Below are 17609 nucleotides of genomic sequence, written 5' to 3' on the forward strand. Positions count from 1 at the left end.
GCTAATTTTAGCAGAGTTGGCCCGGCGTCAGGCTTGGCGTAACGTGCCATCGCTGCACAATTTTTATTAATCTACCACACGGCTAATGAAACGATAGCCAAATGGCTTAAAATCCGTCATTCCAGGCGCACCAGGAGCGAACAACAGAATGGATAAAATGAACGAACAGGGCGTTACTTTTACAAAAAATGATGTTGAAATTATTGCACGGGATACGCTTTATAGCGGCTTTTTTTCGCTGGTGCGTTACCGCTTTCGGCATCGTCTTTTTAACGGTGGAATGAGCGATGTCGTACAGCGCGAAATTTTTGAGCGCGGCCATGCGGTCGTGCTGCTACCCTATGACCCGGCGCGTGACGAGGTCGTGCTGGTTGAGCAGATTCGGATTGCTGCTTTTGATACCAGCTCAAGCCCGTGGCTACTGGAGCTGGTGGCGGGCATGATAGAACCTGGCGAAACCCATGAGGAGGTTGCGCGACGCGAGGCGCAGGAAGAGGCCGGACTGACGGTAAAACGCGTTCGCCCGATTATAAACTATCTGGCAAGCCCCGGCGGCACCAGTGAACGTCTAATCGTGATGGCGGGCGAGGTTGATGCGCGCAGCGCGCAGGGCATCCACGGTATTGCGGCAGAACACGAGGATATTCGCGTACGCGTGGTAAGCAGAAAACAGGCTTATCGCTGGGTAGAGGAGGGGATAATTGATAATGCGGCCTCCGTTATTGCCCTGCAATGGCTACAGTTGCATTATGAAACGTTACGAAAAGAGTGGTATGTCTGATGTTAAAGCGCTATACGCCTGATTTTCCGGAAATGATGCGTCTGTGCGAAACCAATTTCGCGCAGTTGCGTCGCCTGCTGCCGCGCGATAATGAACCCGGCGCGGCGATTAGCTATCAGGTTAACGGCGCACGGTATTGCCTGACGGTGCGGGAATCGACCCGTTACACCACGCTTGTGGAAATTAAACAGACCTGGCCGCGCATCGCTTACTGGAGCCTGCCGTCAATGACTGTACGGCTTTACCACGATGCAATGGTGGCGGAAGTGTGTTCGAGTCAGCAGATCTCTCGTTTTAAAGCGCGTTATGATTATCCGAATAAAAAGTTGCATCAACGCGACGAAAAGCATCAAATTAACCAGTTTCTTGCTGATTGGTTGCGCTACTGTTTAGCGCATGGAGCGATGGCGGTTCCGGTTTGTTAGCGTCGTTGAAACCTAAGGACACCATTTGGAAAGCCTGTTAAATCTCCCTGTGGCCGGTGGGGCCAGGGTGAGGATTTTACAAATTACTGATACCCACCTGTTCGCAGATAAGAATGGCACGCTGCTTGGCATCAATACCTGGGAAAGCTACCAGGCTGTGATGGCGGCCATTCGCGCGCAGCAGCGCCCCTGCGACTTGCTTGTAGCGACCGGCGATCTCGCTCAGGATCAAAGCGCTATGGCTTATCAGCACTTCGTTGAAGGCGTCGCGGATTTTCCCGCGCCTTGCGTTTGGCTGCCCGGCAATCATGATTTCCAACCGGTTATGTACAGCGCGTTTCAGGCGGCGGGCGTTTCTTCGGCAAGAGTGGTTTATGCTGGCGACGCCTGGCAAGTCGTTCTGCTCGACAGTCAGGTGTTTGGCGTCCCCCACGGCGAACTGAGCGAATACCAGCTTGAGTGGCTGGAAAAAACGCTGGCGCTGGCGCCGCAGCGTTATACTTTACTGCTGCTTCATCACCATCCGTTACCCGCAGGCTGTAGCTGGCTCGATCAGCACAGTTTGCGTAATGCAGGCGAGTTTGACGCGCTGCTGCGCAACTGGCCGCAGGTGACAACGCTGCTCTGCGGCCATATTCATCAGGAAATGGATGCGGACTGGAACGGTCGCCGCCTGCTGGCGACGCCCTCTACCTGTATTCAGTTTAAACCCCACTGCGCCAACTTCACCCTTGACACCATCGCTCCCGGGTGGCGCTGGCTGGAGCTTGGCGCCGATGGCTCACTGACCACCGAGGTCTGCCGCCTTGAAAGCGCGGCATTTTGCCCCGATACGGCTTCAGAAGGATACTGATGTCAACACTGCTTTATCTCCACGGCTTTAATAGCTCGCCGCAGTCGGCCAAAGCTACCCGTCTGCAGCGCTGGATGGCGCAGCATCACCCGCAAACGGAAATGCTAATCCCGCAGTTGCCGCCCTATCCGGCAGACGCCGCCGGGTTGCTGGAAACACTGGTATTCGAGCGCGGCGGCGAGCAGTTGGGCGTGATAGGCTCTTCGCTGGGGGGGTACTACGCCACATGGCTTTCACAGTGTTTTATGCTGCCTGCTGTGGTCGTCAACCCTGCGGTTAGGCCGTTTGAACTGCTGATCGATTTTTTGGGTCATAATGAGAATCCGTGGACGGGTCAGGAATATGTGCTAGAGTCACGCCATATTTACGATCTCAAAGTGATGCAGATTGAACCGCTGGAATCGCCGGATCTTATCTGGCTGCTGCAACAGACCGGCGATGAGGTGCTGGATTATCGCCAGGCGGTGGCCTGGTACGCCTCCTGTCGCCAGACTGTTGAAGAAGGCGGCAACCACGCATTTGCAGGCTTTGAACGCTATTTCGCACAGATTGTTGATTTTCTTGGCCTACGTTAAGCCGGGGAACAATACGGTTTCGCTATCTGAATAAAAAAACATGACGCAATCCTATAACGCAGATTCCATTGAGGTATTAACCGGGCTGGAACCGGTTCGCCGCCGCCCGGGCATGTATACCGATACCGCACGCCCTAACCATCTCGGCCAGGAAGTTATTGATAACAGCGTGGACGAAGCGCTGGCAGGACACGCAAAGCGCGTGGATGTTATCCTGCATGCCGATCAATCGCTGGAGGTTATCGACGACGGGCGCGGAATGCCGGTGGATATCCACCCCGAAGAGGGGGTCCCGGCGGTTGAACTTATCCTGTGTCGCCTCCATGCGGGCGGCAAGTTTTCCAGTAAAAATTATCAGTTCTCCGGCGGCCTGCACGGCGTGGGCATATCGGTAGTGAATGCCCTGTCGAAACGGGTGGAAGTTACCGTCAAGCGCGACGGGCAAATTTACCGCATCGCTTTTGAAAATGGCGAAAAAGTGCAGGAGCTTGAGGTTATCGGCACCTGCGGCAAGCGTAATACCGGCACCAGCGTGCATTTCTGGCCGGATGAATCCTTCTTTGATAGCCCGCGTTTTTCCGTTTCCCGCCTTACGCACCTGTTGAAAGCCAAAGCGGTGCTGTGTCCGGGCGTGGAAATTACGTTTAAAGACGACGTTAACAACGCCGGGCAGCGCTGGTGTTATCAGGATGGCTTGAAAGACTATCTGAACGAGGCGGTTAACGGCCTGCCGACGCTGCCGGAACAGCCGTTTATCGGCAATTTCTCCGGCGAGACGGAGACGGTGGACTGGGCGCTGCTCTGGTTGCCGGAAGGCGGCGAACTGCTGACGGAAAGCTACGTTAACCTTATTCCCACTATGCAGGGCGGTACGCACGTCAACGGCCTGCGTCAGGGGCTGCTGGACGCGATGCGTGAATTTTGCGAATTGCGCAATATTTTGCCGCGCGGGGTGAAGCTGACCGCAGACGATATCTGGGAACGCTGCGCCTATGTGCTCTCAGTGAAGATGCAGGACCCGCAGTTTGCCGGCCAGACAAAAGAACGCCTGTCATCGCGCCAGTGCGCGGCGTTTGTCTCCGGCGTAGTGAAAGACGCTTTTACGCTCTGGCTGAACCAGAATGTGCAGGCGGCTGAGCTGCTGGCGGAAATGGCGATTTCCAGCGCCCAGCGCCGTATGCGCGCGGCGAAGAAAGTTGTGCGTAAGAAACTCACCAGCGGCCCGGCGCTGCCCGGAAAACTGGCAGACTGCACCGCGCAGGATCTGAGCCGCACCGAGCTGTTTCTGGTGGAGGGCGATTCGGCGGGCGGATCGGCCAAACAGGCGCGCGATCGTGAATACCAGGCCATCATGCCGCTTAAGGGTAAAATCCTGAACACCTGGGAAGTCTCCTCGGATGAGGTGCTGGCGTCACAGGAAGTACACGATATTTCCGTGGCGATTGGCATCGATCCGGACAGCGACGATTTAAGCCAGCTACGCTACGGCAAAATCTGTATCCTCGCAGACGCCGACTCTGACGGCCTGCATATTGCTACGCTGTTGTGCGCGCTGTTTGTGCGCCACTTCCGGGCGCTGGTAAAAGGCGGCCACGTTTACGTCGCCATGCCGCCGCTTTATCGTATCGATCTTGGCAAAGAAGTCTATTACGCGCTCGATGAAGAGGAAAAAGCGGGCGTGCTGGAGCAGCTCAGGCGCAAGCGCGGTAAGCCGAACGTGCAGCGTTTTAAAGGTTTGGGCGAAATGAACCCGATTCAACTGCGTGAAACCACGCTTGATCCCAATACCCGCCGGCTGGTTCAGCTTACTATCAGCGATGAAGACGACGAGCGTACGCGCGCTATCATGGATATGCTGCTGGCGAAAAAACGTTCTGAAGATCGCCGTAACTGGCTGCAGGAAAAAGGCGATATGGCGGATATTGAGGCCTGATGCCGGTCAGTTAAGCCTGTTTGGGAATAACGATTCCGGTTAAGGCAAAAAACCTGACACGTTGAGGCCCGGTTCATTATGAGCGGGCCTTTTTTCTTTTTATTTGAATCAGTCTCCCTGTTCGCTTTTAACGCCTACAGGCTTACCGTGCGGGGCGGGCGTCTGCGAAAGACGGCGAACCGCAGGCGAAGGCAAGGTCAGACTACAGGGATGGCGGGCTGAGGCGAAACGAGGCAGCGCGGCGGGTCGAGCCTATGTAAGCCGGCGCGATGGTGGGCCGTTAACCACAAAGAGGGCAAAACCAGGTTTGCGCTCTTTGCCATCAAACAGATTAGCGCGGCCCTTGTCGCTTAGATGCCCGCCTCCAGAATACGGATACGGGTATCGAGAACGTGATCTTTTACTTCTTCAGCCCAGGCTTTCATGTGCGCAGTATTCAGGTGGGCCTGTAGATGCGCCACGCTGTCCCACTTTTCCACCATCGTTATGGCGTCCGGGAAAGAGGCCTGGAAAACAACCTGCGCGTTATGGTCTATCAGCGGCGCATAGCCGTGGCAACCGGCTTCCTGGAGTACGCTCGGCACGATTTTCGCAAACGCATCAAGCACCGCCTGGCGATGGTGCTGGCCCGGACGAGTACGAATATCGGCAATGACTGTCAGCATGTTTTTATTCCTGTTGTTTTTATCCGTGGTCAGGCAGGCTGCCGGCGCGCCGGCAGCCTGAGTGCGCCAGTGGGCAACACTGCTAACAGTTAAGCAAAAATCTCGCCCAGATGTTTACGATATTCTGCGATGTAGCGCGGAACATCGGGCAGTTTCATTACATCATTAACGATAAATGTCGGCAGGCTTTCCATGCCGAGAAACTGGTTAGCTTTATGGAACGGCAGATATACGCCATCCACGCCGACGCCGTGAAAAAACTGCTCACGATCGGTAAACGCTTCCACTGGCGCGTTCCAGGTCAGAGAAAGCATATAGCGGGTACCCTGCATCAGGCCGCCGGAGCCATATTTTTTTGAGGCGTCCGAGCGGCTACGTCCGTCGCTGGCGTACAGGGTGCCGTGACCTTCGGTAAACACGTCATCCATATATTTTTTCACGGTCCACGGCGCGCCCATCCACCAGCCCGGCATCTGCCAGATAACGGCATCGGCCCACTGGAATTTCGCCACTTCGGCCTGAATATCGTAGCCGTCGTCGACACGGGTGACCTGCACGTCGTGTCCGGCGTCGCGCAGGAAACTTTGCGCCACGTCGGACAGAGTATCGTTAAGCTGGCCGTTGGAGTGGGCGAATTTTTTAGCGCCATTAATAATCAGTATGTTGCTCATCATATAACCTTAAAGGGGTTAGCGTAGGAAGTGATTTTAGTGTGAACAGTATCACGTTTAAATGGCTGAAACAGGTAAAGACTTTTGCTTCTGGCGCAATAGTTACCTTCGCTGTGCGTGAAAGGGCCAGATACTGTATCATCTGGGGCAATATTGCCGTTTTGTCTGACGGCGCAGCCAGTCTGAGGATTTACGATTAATGAGCGATATGACTCATGATGGTACAGAGCGTCTTGCGCTGCACCAGTTTACGGAAAATGCTTATCTTAACTACTCCATGTACGTCATCATGGATCGCGCGCTGCCGTTTATCGGCGATGGTCTCAAACCGGTACAGCGCCGTATCGTCTATTCGATGTCAGAGCTTGGCCTGAACGCCAGCGCCAAATTTAAAAAATCGGCGCGCACCGTTGGCGACGTACTGGGTAAATATCACCCTCACGGCGACAGCGCCTGCTATGAAGCGATGGTGTTAATGGCCCAGCCGTTCTCCTATCGCTATCCGCTGGTGGACGGGCAGGGCAACTGGGGAGCGCCGGACGATCCTAAATCTTTTGCGGCGATGCGTTATACCGAATCACGGTTATCGAAATACGCAGAACTGCTGCTCAGCGAGCTGGGCCAGGGGACCGTAGATTTTGTCCCCAACTTTGACGGCACGCTAAGCGAGCCGAAGATGCTGCCCGCGCGGCTGCCGAATATTTTGCTCAATGGCACCACCGGCATCGCCGTTGGCATGGCGACCGATATCCCGCCGCATAACCTGAAAGAGGTGGCGCAGGCGGCCATCGCGCTCATTGAGCGCCCCCACACCACGCTGGAGGGTTTGCTGGAAATTGTACAGGGCCCGGACTACCCGACCGACGCGGAAATCATCACGCCGCGCGCCGATATTCGCAAGCTCTATCAGAACGGCCGTGGTTCAGTACGTATGCGCGCGGTGTGGAAAAAGGAAGATGGCGCGGTTGTTATCAGCGCCCTGCCGCATCAGGTTTCCGGCGCGCGCGTGCTGGAGCAAATCGCCAGCCAGATGCGCGCGAAAAAGCTGCCGATGGTGGACGATCTGCGCGACGAGTCCGACCATGAAAACCCGACCCGGCTGGTGATTGTGCCACGCTCTAACCGGGTGGATATGGACCAGGTAATGAACCACCTGTTCGCCACCACCGATCTGGAAAAGAGCTACCGCGTTAATCTTAACATGATAGGCCTCGACGGTAGGCCTGCGGTGAAAAACCTGCATGAGATCCTCAGCGAATGGCTGGTGTACCGCCGTGATACGGTGCGCCGCCGCCTGAACTACCGTCTCGAAAAAGTGCTTAAGCGCCTGCATATCCTTGAAGGTTTACTGGTTGCGTTCCTTAATATCGATGAAGTTATCCATATCATCCGCAGCGAAGATGAGCCAAAACCGGTGCTGATGTCGCGCTTTGCGCTGAGCGAAACCCAGGCCGAGGCCATACTCGAACTGAAGCTGCGTCATCTGGCAAAGCTTGAAGAGATGAAAATTCGCGGCGAGCAGGGCGAGCTGGAAAAAGAGCGGGACTGGCTGCAGGCTACGCTTGGTTCCGATCGCCGTATGAACACGCTGCTCAAAAAAGAGCTTCAGGCCGATGCCGATGCCTTCGGCGACGAACGTCGCTCGCCGCTGCGCGAGCGCGAAGAAGCGAAGGCGATGAACGAACATGACATGATGCCCTCAGAAGCGGTCACCATTGTACTCTCGCAGATGGGCTGGGTGCGCAGCGCCAAGGGGCATGATATTGATGCCGCGAGCCTGAACTATAAAGCGGGCGATAGCTTCCTTGCAGCGGCGAAGGGCAAGAGCAATCAGCCGGTAGTGTTTATTGATTCCACCGGGCGCAGCTACGCGCTCGATCCTATCACGCTGCCGTCTGCGCGGGGGCAGGGTGAACCGCTGACGGCGAAACTCACGCTACCGCCGGGCGCGACGATAGAGCGGATAATGATGGCCCCGGACGATCGTAAGCTGCTTATGGCCTCAGACGCCGGCTACGGTTTTATCTGCACCTTCAGCGATCTGGTGGCGCGCAACCGTGCGGGCAAAGCGCTGATAACCCTGCCGGCAAATGCGCGCGTGCTGCCGCCGCTGGAAATTTTTAGCGACGACGACATGCTGTTGGCTATCACGGCCGCAGGCCGGATGCTGATGTTCCCGGTGGGGGAACTGCCGCAGTTGTCTAAAGGGAAAGGCAACAAGATAATCTCTATTGCGTCTGCACAGGCCGCAGCGGGAACCGATAGACTCGCGTATCTGAATATTCTGCCGCCGCAAAGCGGCATCACTATTCACGTAGGCAAGCGCAAGCTGAAGCTGCGGCCTGAAGAGCTGCAAAAGGTGCGTACCGAGCGCGGCCGACGCGGCACGCTAATGCGCGGGTTGCAGCGCATCGACAGCGTTGAGGTGGATGCGCCGCGCCGCACGGGCGATGAAGACAGCGAAGCGTAACGCTGCGCGAGCGCGGCGGCGGGCGACGCAACCTTGCCCTGGCGCCGCAGACGCGTTTTTTCCAGCCAGATCCATTGTTTAATCGTATCTGGCCCATAAAAATAGATGCCTGGGTATCCATCTTAATGGCTGTTATGGACAGGCCGATGGGCCGCTGTGTTTAACGCAAAAGCCGGTATACTGGTCAGCGGCTGCCGCTTCAGAGGTTGTTATGCTATTGATTGCTCGTGTTGTTATTGTTGTGCTGTATTGCATTTTGGTGTGTGTGTTTGGCTGCATCTGGTGTCTGTTTCGCCCGCGCGATCCGCGTCATGTGGCCACTTTTGGCCATATGTTCGGCCGCCTGGCGGCAGTGTTTGGCCTGAAGGTGGAAACCCGCAAGCCGGCGCAGGCGCAGACGTACGGCAACGCCATCTATATTGCCAATCACCAGAATAACTATGACATGGTGACCGCATCGCGTATTGTTCAACCCCCGACGGTCACCGTTGGTAAAAAAAGCCTGGTATGGATACCCTTCTTCGGGCAGCTATACTGGCTTACCGGCAATTTGTTGATTGACCGCAACAACCGCACCCGGGCGCACGGCACGATTGCAGAAGTGGTTAAACAGTTTCGCGAACGCACCATTTCCATCTGGATGTTTCCTGAAGGCACCCGCAGCCGCGGGCGCGGCCTGCTGCCGTTTAAAACCGGGGCCTTCCACGCGGCCATTGCCGCCGGGGTACCGATCATACCGGTGTGTGTTTCCAACACCAGCAACAAAGTTAAGCTTAACCGCTGGAATAATGGGCTGGTGATTGTTGAAATGCTGCCGCCCGTGGATGTGAGCGCGTGGGGCAAAGATCAGGTGCGCGAGCTGGCCGCCCATTGTCATCAACTGATGCAGGATAAGATAGACGCGCTGGATAAGGAAGTGGCCGAGCGCGAAGCCGCGCCGCAGGCCCAAAAAAACCAGGCGAGTTAATATTCAGCAACCGGGCCGCCCAGGCCGCCTGGTTTTTTTACATGGAGTAGATATGTCACTCAGTCGGCGTCAGTTTTTGCAGGCCTCCGGAGTAGCGCTGTGCGCAGGCGCGCTGCCGCTAAGAGCGAATGCTTCAGGTTCGCAGCCGCCTTTGCCGCTGCCTGCGCTGCTGGAGTCACGCCGTGGTCAACCGCTGTTTTTAACCATGCAACGCGCCCAGTGGTCTTTTACCGGTCACGGCAGCAAGGTGCCGGTATGGGGATTTAACGGCGGTTATATGGGGCCGACCATCCGCGTCTGGCGCGGTGACGATGTTAAAATGATTTACAGCAACCGCCTGGCGGAAAACGTGGCGATGACCGTTAACGGCTTGCAGGTGCCGGGCGCGCTGACTGGCGGGGCGGCGCGCATGATGTCTGGCGGCGCTGACTGGGCGCCGGTGTTGCCCATTCGCCAGCAGGCCGCTACGCTGTGGTATCGCGCTAATACTCCCAACCGCAGCGCGCGCCAGGTCTATAACGGGCTGGCGGGTATGTGGCTGGTGGAGGATGACGTCAGCAAAGCTTTGCCCATTCCCAAAAACTACGGCGTGGATGATTTTCCGGTCATTATCCAGGATAAGCGGCTGGATAGCTTTGGCGCGCTGGAGTACAGCGAGCCGGGCAGCGGCGGGTTCATGGGCGATCGTTTGATGGTTAACGGCGTGCAGAAGCCGTTTGTCGAAGTCTCGCGCGGCTGGGTGCGCCTGCGCCTGCTCAACGCCTCTAACGCCCGCTCTTATCAGCTACAGTTCAGCGATGGTCGGGCGCTGCACGTTATTGCCGGCGATCAGGGCTTTCTGCCCGCGCCGGTTTCGGTAAAACAGCTCTCGCTGGCGCCCGGCGAGCGCCGCGAGATCCTGGTGGATATGACGGATGGCGTTGAAGTATCGCTTACCTGTGGCGAAGCGGCATCGCTGGTTGAGCGTATTCGCGGCTTTTTTGAACCGTCTTCAGTTCTGGTTTCCACGCGGGTGTTGACGTTACGTCCCGGCGGCCTGCTGCCGCTGGTTACCGATAACCTGCCAATGCGCCTGTTGCCGGACGAAATTATCAACGGTTTGCCGGTGCGCTCGCGCGATATCACGCTGGGCAGCGATCCGGGCATTAATGACCGGCTTTGGGACGTAAGCCGCGTCGATGTTACCGTACAGCAGGGAAGCTGGGAGCGCTGGACGGTCCGCGCCGATACGCCGCAGGCGTTTTTCATTGAGGGCGCGCGCTTTCTGGTACAGGACGTCAACGGCGCGCTGCCGTTTGGCGAAGATCGTGGCTGGAAAGATACGGTGTGGGTTGACGGTCAGGTACAACTGCTGGTCTACTTCGGCCAGCCTTCCTGGGAACACTTTCCGTTCCTTTTCGGCAGTCAGACGCTGGAGATGGCCGATCGCGGTTCGCTTGGGCAGATAGTGGTGAACCCGGCGCCCTGACCCGGTCGTTTTTTCGCCTGTCGCCGCAACCGGCGGCAGGAAACGCTGATTGCGCAGCGTAACAACAATTTCGCGGGGGCTAAAAAGCGTAGCGCAGAGGCATAAGCCTTTCGATCTACAGGCGTTCAGGCGTATAATTCACGCCCTTTGACGATATTTAACGCCATTCCCGGAATTTTATGAGCGCCATTTCTCTGATTCAGCCTGAACGCGATCTTTTCTCATGGCCTAAATACTGGGCTGCCTGCTTTGGCCCGGCGCCGTTTTTGCCCATGTCGCGCGAAGAGATGGACAGCCTCGGATGGGACAGTTGCGATATTATCCTTGTGACTGGCGATGCTTATGTCGATCATCCCAGCTTCGGGATGGCTATCTGCGGACGCATGCTGGAAGCGCAGGGTTTTCGCGTGGGGATCATCGCGCAGCCGGACTGGAGCAGCAAAGAAAGCTTCATGCGCCTTGGCAAGCCTAACCTGTTCTTTGGCGTGACCGCAGGCAACATGGATTCTATGATCAACCGCTATACCGCCGATCGTAAACTGCGTCACGACGACGCCTATACGCCGGATAACGTAGGCGGCAAGCGTCCCGATCGCGCCACTGTGGTCTATACCCAGCGTTGTAAAGAGGCCTGGCGCGATGTGCCGGTTATCCTTGGCGGCATTGAGGCGAGTCTGCGCCGCACGGCCCATTATGACTACTGGTCTGATACCGTGCGCCGTTCGGTATTGTTTGATGCGAAAGCCGATATGCTGATATTTGGCAACGGCGAGCGCCCGCTGGTTGAAGTAGCGCATCGCCTGGCGCAGGGTGAAGCCATTGCTGATATCGTGGACGTGCGCAACACCGCTATAATCCGCAAAGCCGCGCTGCCGGGCTGGACAGGCGTGGATTCCACCCGCCTTGATACGCCTGGTCGTATCGATCCGATTGCGCACCCCTATGGCGACGATCTGCCCTGTACCGACGGCGACGCGGTGAAACCGGCACAGGCAAAACCGGTCACGGTACAGGCCCCGCGTCCGAAGCCGTGGGAGAAAACCTATGTGCTGCTGCCGTCGTTTGAGAAGGTTAAAAACGACAAAGTGATGTATGCCCATGCGTCGCGTATTTTGCACCATGAAACTAACCCAGGCTGCGCCAGGGCGCTGATGCAAAAGCACGGCGAGCGCTATATCTGGGTAAATCCGCCTGCGATCCCGCTTACAACGGAAGAGATGGACAGCGTGTTTGCGCTACCGTATCAGCGCGTGCCGCATCCTGCCTACGGTAAAAGCCGCATCCCGGCCTACGAGATGATCCGCTTTTCCATAAATATCATGCGTGGCTGCTTTGGCGGTTGTTCTTTCTGTTCCATTACCGAGCATGAAGGCCGCATTATCCAAAGCCGTTCTGAAGATTCCATTATTAATGAGATTGAGGCCATACGCGACTCAGTGCCCGGTTTTACCGGCATTATTTCCGATCTTGGCGGCCCTACCGCTAATATGTATATGCTGCGCTGCAAATCTCCGCGCGCGGAGCAAACCTGCCGCCGCCTGTCGTGCGTGTATCCGGAAATTTGCTCGCATATGGAAACCAACCATCAGCCGACCATCAATCTCTATCGCCGCGCCCGCGATCTGAAGGGGATTAAGAAAATCCTTATCGCATCCGGCGTACGCTACGATCTGGCGGTGGAAGATCCGCGCTATATCAAAGAACTTGCCTCGCATCACGTTGGCGGATATCTGAAGATTGCGCCGGAGCACACCGAGCGCGGGCCGCTGTCAAAAATGATGAAGCCCGGCATGGACAGCTATCAGCGCTTTAAAGAGCTGTTTGATACCTGGTCGAAACAGGCGGGGAAAGAGCAGTATCTGATCCCATACTTTATTTCAGCCCATCCCGGCACCACGGATGAAGATATGGTGAACCTGGCGCTGTGGCTTAAGCGCCATCGCTTTCGCCTTGATCAGGTGCAGAACTTCTATCCATCGCCGCTGGCGAACGCCACCACCATGTACCACACCGGCAAGAACCCGCTAGGCAAGGTGGATTACAAGAGCGAGGATGTGGCAGTGCCGAAAGGCGACAGGCAACGTCGTCTGCAAAAAGCGCTGCTGCGCTATCACGATCCGGCCAACTGGCCGCTGATTCGCTCTGCGCTGGAGGAAATGGGGAAAAAACACCTGATTGGCCCGCGACGCGACTGTCTGGTTCCGGCTCCCACGCCGGAGGAGATGCGCGCCGCCCGCCGCCAGGGGGGACGTAGCCAGACGGCGCTTACGCGCCATGCGCCGCTGGCTAAACAGCAAAAACCGCGTAAGCCAGGCGTACGCCGCGGCGCAAAATAACGAAACGGGGGGGAAGGGTGAATAAAACGCTGACGCTCAACGGCGCGCATATTCACGATATTCCCTCGTTTTACGCCGAGGTGAATGCCGTCTTTATGGCAAACGAATCGTGGCGTCTGGGCGAAAGCCTTGATGCCTTCAACGATCTGCTGTACGGCGGCTTTGGCGCGCTGGCGGGCAGCGAGCCGGTCACGCTGGTGTGGCGTGATGCCAAACGCAGCCGGGCGGCGCTGGGCTTTGAGGTTACGCGCCGCTATTATCAGGACAAGCTTGCCCAGCCTGAGCGATTTAACGTAGCGTACTTCCAGCGACAGTTGGCAGCGCTGGAAAACGGCAGCGGCCAAACCTATTTTGATATTCTGCTGGACATTATCGCTGATCACCCGAATATCACGCTGGTGATGAGGTGACAGGCATGCGGCGAATCACGTCTGAAGGGGAACGCCAGGCGGTTATAAAGTTATGCTTGTTCCGTTCACATTAAGTCAGGCAAGAAAACGCGCACTGAGTACGGGGTATAGTAGCTCAAACTCGAACTGACAGTTTCCGCAGTCAGAATGCAATCAAATCTGACAGGCCTTATGAGCGAAAAACGGGCATCAGGCCATTTAAATATGTCTGTGCAAGAATTTGTCATTAAGGCCAGTACATTCGGGGAGATCTATTTCCTGCCCGTCTTCTTAAACCCACCCGCCGCACTCGCTCGCGCTTAGCACCAGGGGGTAAAATAACGCCGAAGTGGGTTTCAAGTTCTTGACAAAGAATGAAAAAAAGGGTTTTTCCTTCTTTGTGGTAAGCAGATGAAAATCAACCAGTTGATTTTACTTGTTTCTTATTGTATTTCATCCATCCTGTCTGCGAAAGGGTGAGGGGTATCAGCAGTCTTAAACCCGCCGAAGCGGGTTTGGTCATTTGAATTTTTCTCAGGCGGCCATCTTTCTGCATTGTTCGGCGCATTGATGACAAGCTCGGGAGCACTTCTGGCAATGTTCATGCTCATGCTTTCCACACTCCTCGCCGCACTTCTGACAAACCTCAGCGCAAAGACGGCAGAGGGCCTGGGCTGAATCGCTATTTTGCGTCATGAATTGAGCTGCAAGACGGCAGATATTTGCACACTGCATATCCAGTTTTATGCACTCGCGCATCATCTCCAGGTTCTCTTCTTCAAGACACGAAGCCGCGCAGTTATCACATGCAGTTGCGCACAGATAACAGGATTCGATGCAATTTTTGTATTCGTTTAACATAATTTCTCCTCAGCTATGGTGACGTATTAAGCATGGAAGAGATAATGGGTTATTCAAATTTTAAATGAGTTAATAAATTTTTCGGTAATTCATCTTATTGATTTTAAAATAAAAATCAGGGTTGCTTAATGCGCTAATGTCCGCTCCTGGCAAACGCCTTCGGCCGCGCAAAGACATCATTGTTTCGTCTGCGGCTTGCCGATTTCAACGGGCCTCAGGCCCATGCTGTCTGGCTGTAGATGTTGAAAGCGGACAAGGCTGTTGACCCAATAAAAAGAAAAGAGGCCCCATACTGGACCTCAACACGTTATGTCACAGGAATCGTTATTCACACGCGCTTAACTGGCAGGCCTTATGCAAGTGAACAGGCTTCTTTAACGGCGAAGGCACAAAGCAGACCCTGTGACGCCGGTCCGATATGGCAGGAAAAGCCCTTAATGTTTTTCGGCCGTCGGCCGCAGAGAGGACCCAGGCCACGTTTTTGTCAACAACCTGAGGCCTCGCTTCTGGCGAGGCCTGAGACTGCTGAAAAACCCCATCCTGTTGCAGACAGGATGGATGAAATACAATAAAAAATAAGGAAAATCAATGTATTGATTTTCGCCTGCTTATCACGAAGAAGGAAAAACCCCGTTTTTTCCTTCTTTGTCAACAATCTGAGGCCTCGCTTCTGGCGAGGCCATGCTGCGTCAATTTCGTTACCCGCTAAAGGAATCCGGGTCCGGACCCAGGCGTTTGCCCGCATCCAGCGTCGCGATTTCGGCAATCTCTTCTTTTTCCAGGCGAAAATCCCAGACGTCGAAATTTTCAATAATACGCGATGGCGTGACTGATTTCGGAATGACCACCAGCCCGCTGTCGAGGTGCCAGCGAATCACGATTTGCGCCGGTGTTTTGCCGTATTTGTCTGCCAGATCGCGCACAATTTTCTGACTGAATACGCCTTCTCCCCCCTGGGCCAACGGGCTCCAGGATTCGGTCTGGATCTTGTGCGTTGCGTTCCAGGCATGAAGCTGGCGCTGCTGGAACAGCGGGTGTAGCTCAATTTGGTTAATCACTGGCGCGACGCCCGTTTCATCAATAATCCGCTGCAGGTGCGCTACGTTGAAATTGCATACGCCGATGCTTTTGATAAGCCCCTCGTTTTGTAATGCCATCATGTCTTTCCAGGCATCGACGTAGCGATCCTGTACCGGCACAGGCCAGTGCATCAGGTAAAGATCAATATAATCCAGCCTGAGTTTTTGCAGGCTGGTTTCCAGCGCGCCGCGCGGGTTTTGCTGATCGCCATTCCACAGCTTGGTTGTGATAAACAGATCTTCGCGCGCAAGGCCTGCGTTTTGCAACGCTTCGCCTACCCCGTCTTCATTATTGTAGGCGCTGGCGGTATCGATTGACCGGTAACCAACTTCCAGCGCTTTACTGACCGCCGGGATAACGTCTTCATGACTTGCTTTCCATACGCCCAGCCCGAGCTGCGGCATCACATTGCCGTCCGATAGTTTAATCACGGTGGGATTTGTCATTGTTTCCTCCTTACTGCGTCTGAACCGGGACGGCGCCCTGATTAGGTAATGTCTAAGCCTGGCTGAATTCGCCAAAAACGAAAGCGCGTGGCGAAAAAACTTAGCGGGCGTCGTCATGAATTTGACGGCTGCGTTCGTGGCGATATCGCGGCCTTCGCCCGGCGCCGTCATGCGTGCTTCTCCCGGTCGCCGCACTGCGGGCATTTAGCGTCATAGCGGCGGCCTGTATGTCGTTAGCGCGCCTGAACGCGCGGCCAGCCCGGCGAGCGACAATATCAGTATGATACGCCGGTGACGCGGCGGGTATGTGATAAACCGGAAATCCCCCGTTCGCCGCAGCCAAACGGGGGACTGGCCCGTCTGGTTATTTTCCTGTGACGGGCATGTTCTCCCTGGCGGGTTCTTTACGCTCAACGGTGGTGATATTGGCGCGCAGCGCTTTTACCCGATCGGGCGTAACGCTGCTTGCGTGATTACCCCAGCCGTTGCGAATAAAGGTCAGCACGTTGGCCACCTGCCTGTCATCCAGCCGCCAGCCGAAATCGGGCATCGACAAACCGGTAACCGCCTCCTTCGTGACCGCCATCTTGCCGCCTTTGAGCACGATGCTTATCAGTGAAGACGGATCGTCGCTGAGCACGGCGCTGTTTTGCGCAAGCGTTGGGAACGTGTTGGCATAACCCTTGCCGTCGATACGGTGGCAGGCCGCACAGTTATCCATATACTCCTGCGCGCCGGGCTGGCTCATATCGCCGCGCGCCAGGGCTTCTGCGGTCTCCCCGCCGGGCTTAACCGCAAGCGCGGCCGGCTTGCGCGCCTGCGCGCCGGAGGGTTTGAGCGTTTTCAGGTAAGCGGCGATAGCCTCTACGTCTTCTTTGCTGAGGTACTGCGTACTGTCTGAGATAACGTCCGTCATTGAACCAAAGGCGGCGACATGGGCCGTCTTCCCGGTTTTCAGAAACTGCGCTATCTCTGCCGCTGACCAGTTTCCCAACCCGCTTGTGCTGCTGCCGGTCAGATTAGGCGCATGCCAGCCTTCCAGCGTGCCGCCGGTCAGGTAGGCGGCGTTGTGATGATCCAGCGCCTTTTCCTGGAAACCAATACCGCGCGGCGTATGGCAGGTACCGCAGTGGCCCAGCCCCTGCACCAGGTAGGCGCCGCGGTTTTGTTGTTCGTTCAGGTCCGGGTCGGGGGTGAACGGTTTACTGGCAGCAAATAGCATATTCCATACCGCCAGCGGCCAGCGTATGTTCAGCGGCCACGGAATATCGGTATCGCGATTTTTTTGCTCTACCGGCTTCACACGCTGCATGAAATAGGCATAGAGCGCGCGCATATCCGCATCTTTAATTTTGACAAAAGAGGTGTACGGCATGGCCGGATATAAATTACGGCCATCTTTCGCCACGCCTTCGCGCAGCGCTTTGGCAAAGTCATCGTAACTGTAATTACCAATACCGGTGGCCTTGTCCGGGGTGATATTGGTGGAGTAAATCGCGCCCACCGGGGTGGACATTTTTAGCCCGCCGGCATAGGGCTGGCCGCCTGCGGTGCTGTGACAGGCAACGCAGTCGCCCATATGCGCCAGATATTCGCCCCGGGCCGCGGCCGCCTCATCGCTCGCCCGCGCGCTTTGCGCCAACAGCGCCAGCAGCGGGAAAAGGGTTTTCCATGTTTTATTCATCTACC

At 56.0% G+C, this 17609-nt stretch carries 16 protein-coding genes; 10 read left to right on the forward strand and 6 right to left on the reverse strand.

Going from position 1 to position 17609, the window contains the following annotated elements; translation table 11 throughout:
* Window positions 1–148: 148 nt before the first annotated feature.
* The 5 genes from nudF to parE are packed head-to-tail and all read left to right on the forward strand — an operon-like array spanning window position 149 to window position 4567.
* Complete coding sequence (gene nudF / locus JJB97_RS03535) at window positions 149–781, forward strand: ADP-ribose diphosphatase (protein ID WP_238712414.1); 633 nt, start codon at window positions 149–151, stop codon at window positions 779–781.
* Window positions 781–1206, forward strand: a complete 426-nt coding sequence (locus tag JJB97_RS03540; RefSeq protein WP_238712415.1) for a DUF1249 family protein — start codon at window positions 781–783, stop codon at window positions 1204–1206. The genes nudF and JJB97_RS03540 overlap by 1 nt, the downstream gene beginning before the upstream one ends.
* 25 nt (window positions 1207–1231) lie before the next feature.
* Window positions 1232–2059: a 3',5'-cyclic-AMP phosphodiesterase gene (cpdA, locus tag JJB97_RS03545; protein WP_238712416.1), complete on the forward strand. Its 828-nt coding sequence runs from the start codon at window positions 1232–1234 to the stop codon at window positions 2057–2059.
* A complete protein-coding gene (gene yqiA, locus JJB97_RS03550; protein WP_238712417.1) occupies window positions 2059–2634 on the forward strand; it encodes an esterase YqiA in 576 nt (191 codons plus the stop codon). Before cpdA ends, yqiA begins: the two co-directional genes overlap by 1 nt.
* A gap of 40 nt (window positions 2635–2674) precedes the next feature.
* Window positions 2675–4567, forward strand: a complete 1893-nt coding sequence (gene parE / locus JJB97_RS03555; RefSeq protein ID WP_238712418.1) for a DNA topoisomerase IV subunit B — start codon at window positions 2675–2677, stop codon at window positions 4565–4567.
* Window positions 4568–4917: 350 nt separating this feature from the next.
* Here the strand turns inward: parE and JJB97_RS03560 are convergent, their stop codons facing one another.
* Together JJB97_RS03560 and JJB97_RS03565 are read right to left on the reverse strand one after the other, a co-directional pair.
* Complete coding sequence (locus tag JJB97_RS03560) at window positions 4918–5232, reverse strand: putative quinol monooxygenase (protein WP_238712419.1); 315 nt, start codon at window positions 5230–5232, stop codon at window positions 4918–4920.
* A gap of 89 nt (window positions 5233–5321) precedes the next feature.
* On the reverse strand, window positions 5322–5903 hold the full coding sequence (locus tag JJB97_RS03565) for an NAD(P)H-dependent oxidoreductase (RefSeq protein WP_238712466.1): 582 nt from the start codon (window positions 5901–5903) through the stop codon (window positions 5322–5324).
* A gap of 208 nt (window positions 5904–6111) precedes the next feature.
* On the opposite strand from JJB97_RS03565, the gene parC reads away from it, so the two are divergent.
* The 5 genes from parC (at window position 6112) to JJB97_RS03590 (ending at window position 13554) form a co-directional block, all read left to right on the forward strand.
* Window positions 6112–8373 (forward strand): DNA topoisomerase IV subunit A, encoded by a 2262-nt coding sequence (parC, locus tag JJB97_RS03570; RefSeq protein ID WP_399198037.1) that lies wholly within the window; start codon window positions 6112–6114, stop codon window positions 8371–8373.
* A 211-nt stretch (window positions 8374–8584) separates the two neighbouring features.
* Complete coding sequence (locus JJB97_RS03575) at window positions 8585–9340, forward strand: 1-acylglycerol-3-phosphate O-acyltransferase (RefSeq protein ID WP_238712421.1); 756 nt, start codon at window positions 8585–8587, stop codon at window positions 9338–9340.
* Between the two features lie 52 nt (window positions 9341–9392).
* A complete protein-coding gene (gene ftsP / locus JJB97_RS03580) occupies window positions 9393–10808 on the forward strand; it encodes a cell division protein FtsP (protein WP_238712422.1) in 1416 nt (471 codons plus the stop codon).
* Window positions 10809–10987: 179 nt separating this feature from the next.
* Entirely contained in the window at window positions 10988–13144 is a 2157-nt protein-coding gene (locus tag JJB97_RS03585) for a YgiQ family radical SAM protein (RefSeq protein WP_238712423.1), read from the forward strand.
* Window positions 13145–13161: 17 nt separating this feature from the next.
* Window positions 13162–13554 carry a barstar family protein gene (locus JJB97_RS03590; RefSeq protein ID WP_238712424.1) on the forward strand — a complete coding sequence of 131 codons (393 nt, stop codon included), beginning with the start codon at window positions 13162–13164 and terminating at the stop codon, window positions 13552–13554.
* Window positions 13555–13976: 422 nt separating this feature from the next.
* Here JJB97_RS03590 and JJB97_RS03595 read toward each other — a convergent pair whose 3' ends face one another.
* The 4 genes from JJB97_RS03595 to JJB97_RS03610 all read right to left on the reverse strand — a co-directional run bounded on the left by JJB97_RS03595 (window position 13977) and on the right by JJB97_RS03610 (window position 17604).
* Window positions 13977–14144 carry a hypothetical protein gene (locus JJB97_RS03595; protein WP_238712469.1) on the reverse strand — a complete coding sequence of 56 codons (168 nt, stop codon included), beginning with the start codon at window positions 14142–14144 and terminating at the stop codon, window positions 13977–13979.
* Window positions 14068–14394 carry a four-helix bundle copper-binding protein gene (locus JJB97_RS03600; protein ID WP_238712425.1) on the reverse strand — a complete coding sequence of 109 codons (327 nt, stop codon included), beginning with the start codon at window positions 14392–14394 and terminating at the stop codon, window positions 14068–14070. The genes JJB97_RS03595 and JJB97_RS03600 overlap by 77 nt, the downstream gene beginning before the upstream one ends.
* Window positions 14395–15092: 698 nt before the next feature.
* Window positions 15093–15920 (reverse strand): 2,5-didehydrogluconate reductase DkgA, encoded by an 828-nt coding sequence (gene dkgA, locus JJB97_RS03605; protein ID WP_238712426.1) that lies wholly within the window; start codon window positions 15918–15920, stop codon window positions 15093–15095.
* Window positions 15921–16284: 364 nt separating this feature from the next.
* Window positions 16285–17604 carry a c-type cytochrome gene (locus JJB97_RS03610; RefSeq protein ID WP_238712427.1) on the reverse strand — a complete coding sequence of 440 codons (1320 nt, stop codon included), beginning with the start codon at window positions 17602–17604 and terminating at the stop codon, window positions 16285–16287.
* Window positions 17605–17609 lie beyond the last annotated feature (5 nt).

Origin of the sequence: Tenebrionibacter intestinalis, assembly GCF_016632365.1 — a bacterium.
GTDB classification, from domain to species: domain Bacteria; phylum Pseudomonadota; class Gammaproteobacteria; order Enterobacterales; family Enterobacteriaceae; genus Tenebrionibacter; species Tenebrionibacter intestinalis.

Coding starts and splice junctions, on each gene's coding strand:
- nudF (WP_238712414.1), top strand. CDS start 149: ATGGATAAAATGAACGAACAGGGCGTTACTTTTACAAAAAATGATGTT.
- JJB97_RS03540 (WP_238712415.1), top strand. CDS start 781: ATGTTAAAGCGCTATACGCCTGATTTTCCGGAAATGATGCGTCTGTGC.
- yqiA (WP_238712417.1), top strand. CDS start 2,059: ATGTCAACACTGCTTTATCTCCACGGCTTTAATAGCTCGCCGCAGTCG.
- parE (WP_238712418.1), top strand. CDS start 2,675: ATGACGCAATCCTATAACGCAGATTCCATTGAGGTATTAACCGGGCTG.
- JJB97_RS03560 (WP_238712419.1), bottom strand. CDS start 5,232: ATGCTGACAGTCATTGCCGATATTCGTACTCGTCCGGGCCAGCACCAT.
- JJB97_RS03565 (WP_238712466.1), bottom strand. CDS start 5,903: ATGAGCAACATACTGATTATTAATGGCGCTAAAAAATTCGCCCACTCC.
- parC (WP_399198037.1), top strand. CDS start 6,112: ATGACTCATGATGGTACAGAGCGTCTTGCGCTGCACCAGTTTACGGAA.
- JJB97_RS03575 (WP_238712421.1), top strand. CDS start 8,585: ATGCTATTGATTGCTCGTGTTGTTATTGTTGTGCTGTATTGCATTTTG.
- ftsP (WP_238712422.1), top strand. CDS start 9,393: ATGTCACTCAGTCGGCGTCAGTTTTTGCAGGCCTCCGGAGTAGCGCTG.
- JJB97_RS03585 (WP_238712423.1), top strand. CDS start 10,988: ATGAGCGCCATTTCTCTGATTCAGCCTGAACGCGATCTTTTCTCATGG.
- JJB97_RS03595 (WP_238712469.1), bottom strand. CDS start 14,144: ATGAGCATGAACATTGCCAGAAGTGCTCCCGAGCTTGTCATCAATGCG.
- JJB97_RS03600 (WP_238712425.1), bottom strand. CDS start 14,394: ATGTTAAACGAATACAAAAATTGCATCGAATCCTGTTATCTGTGCGCA.
- dkgA (WP_238712426.1), bottom strand. CDS start 15,920: ATGACAAATCCCACCGTGATTAAACTATCGGACGGCAATGTGATGCCG.
- JJB97_RS03610 (WP_238712427.1), bottom strand. CDS start 17,604: ATGAATAAAACATGGAAAACCCTTTTCCCGCTGCTGGCGCTGTTGGCG.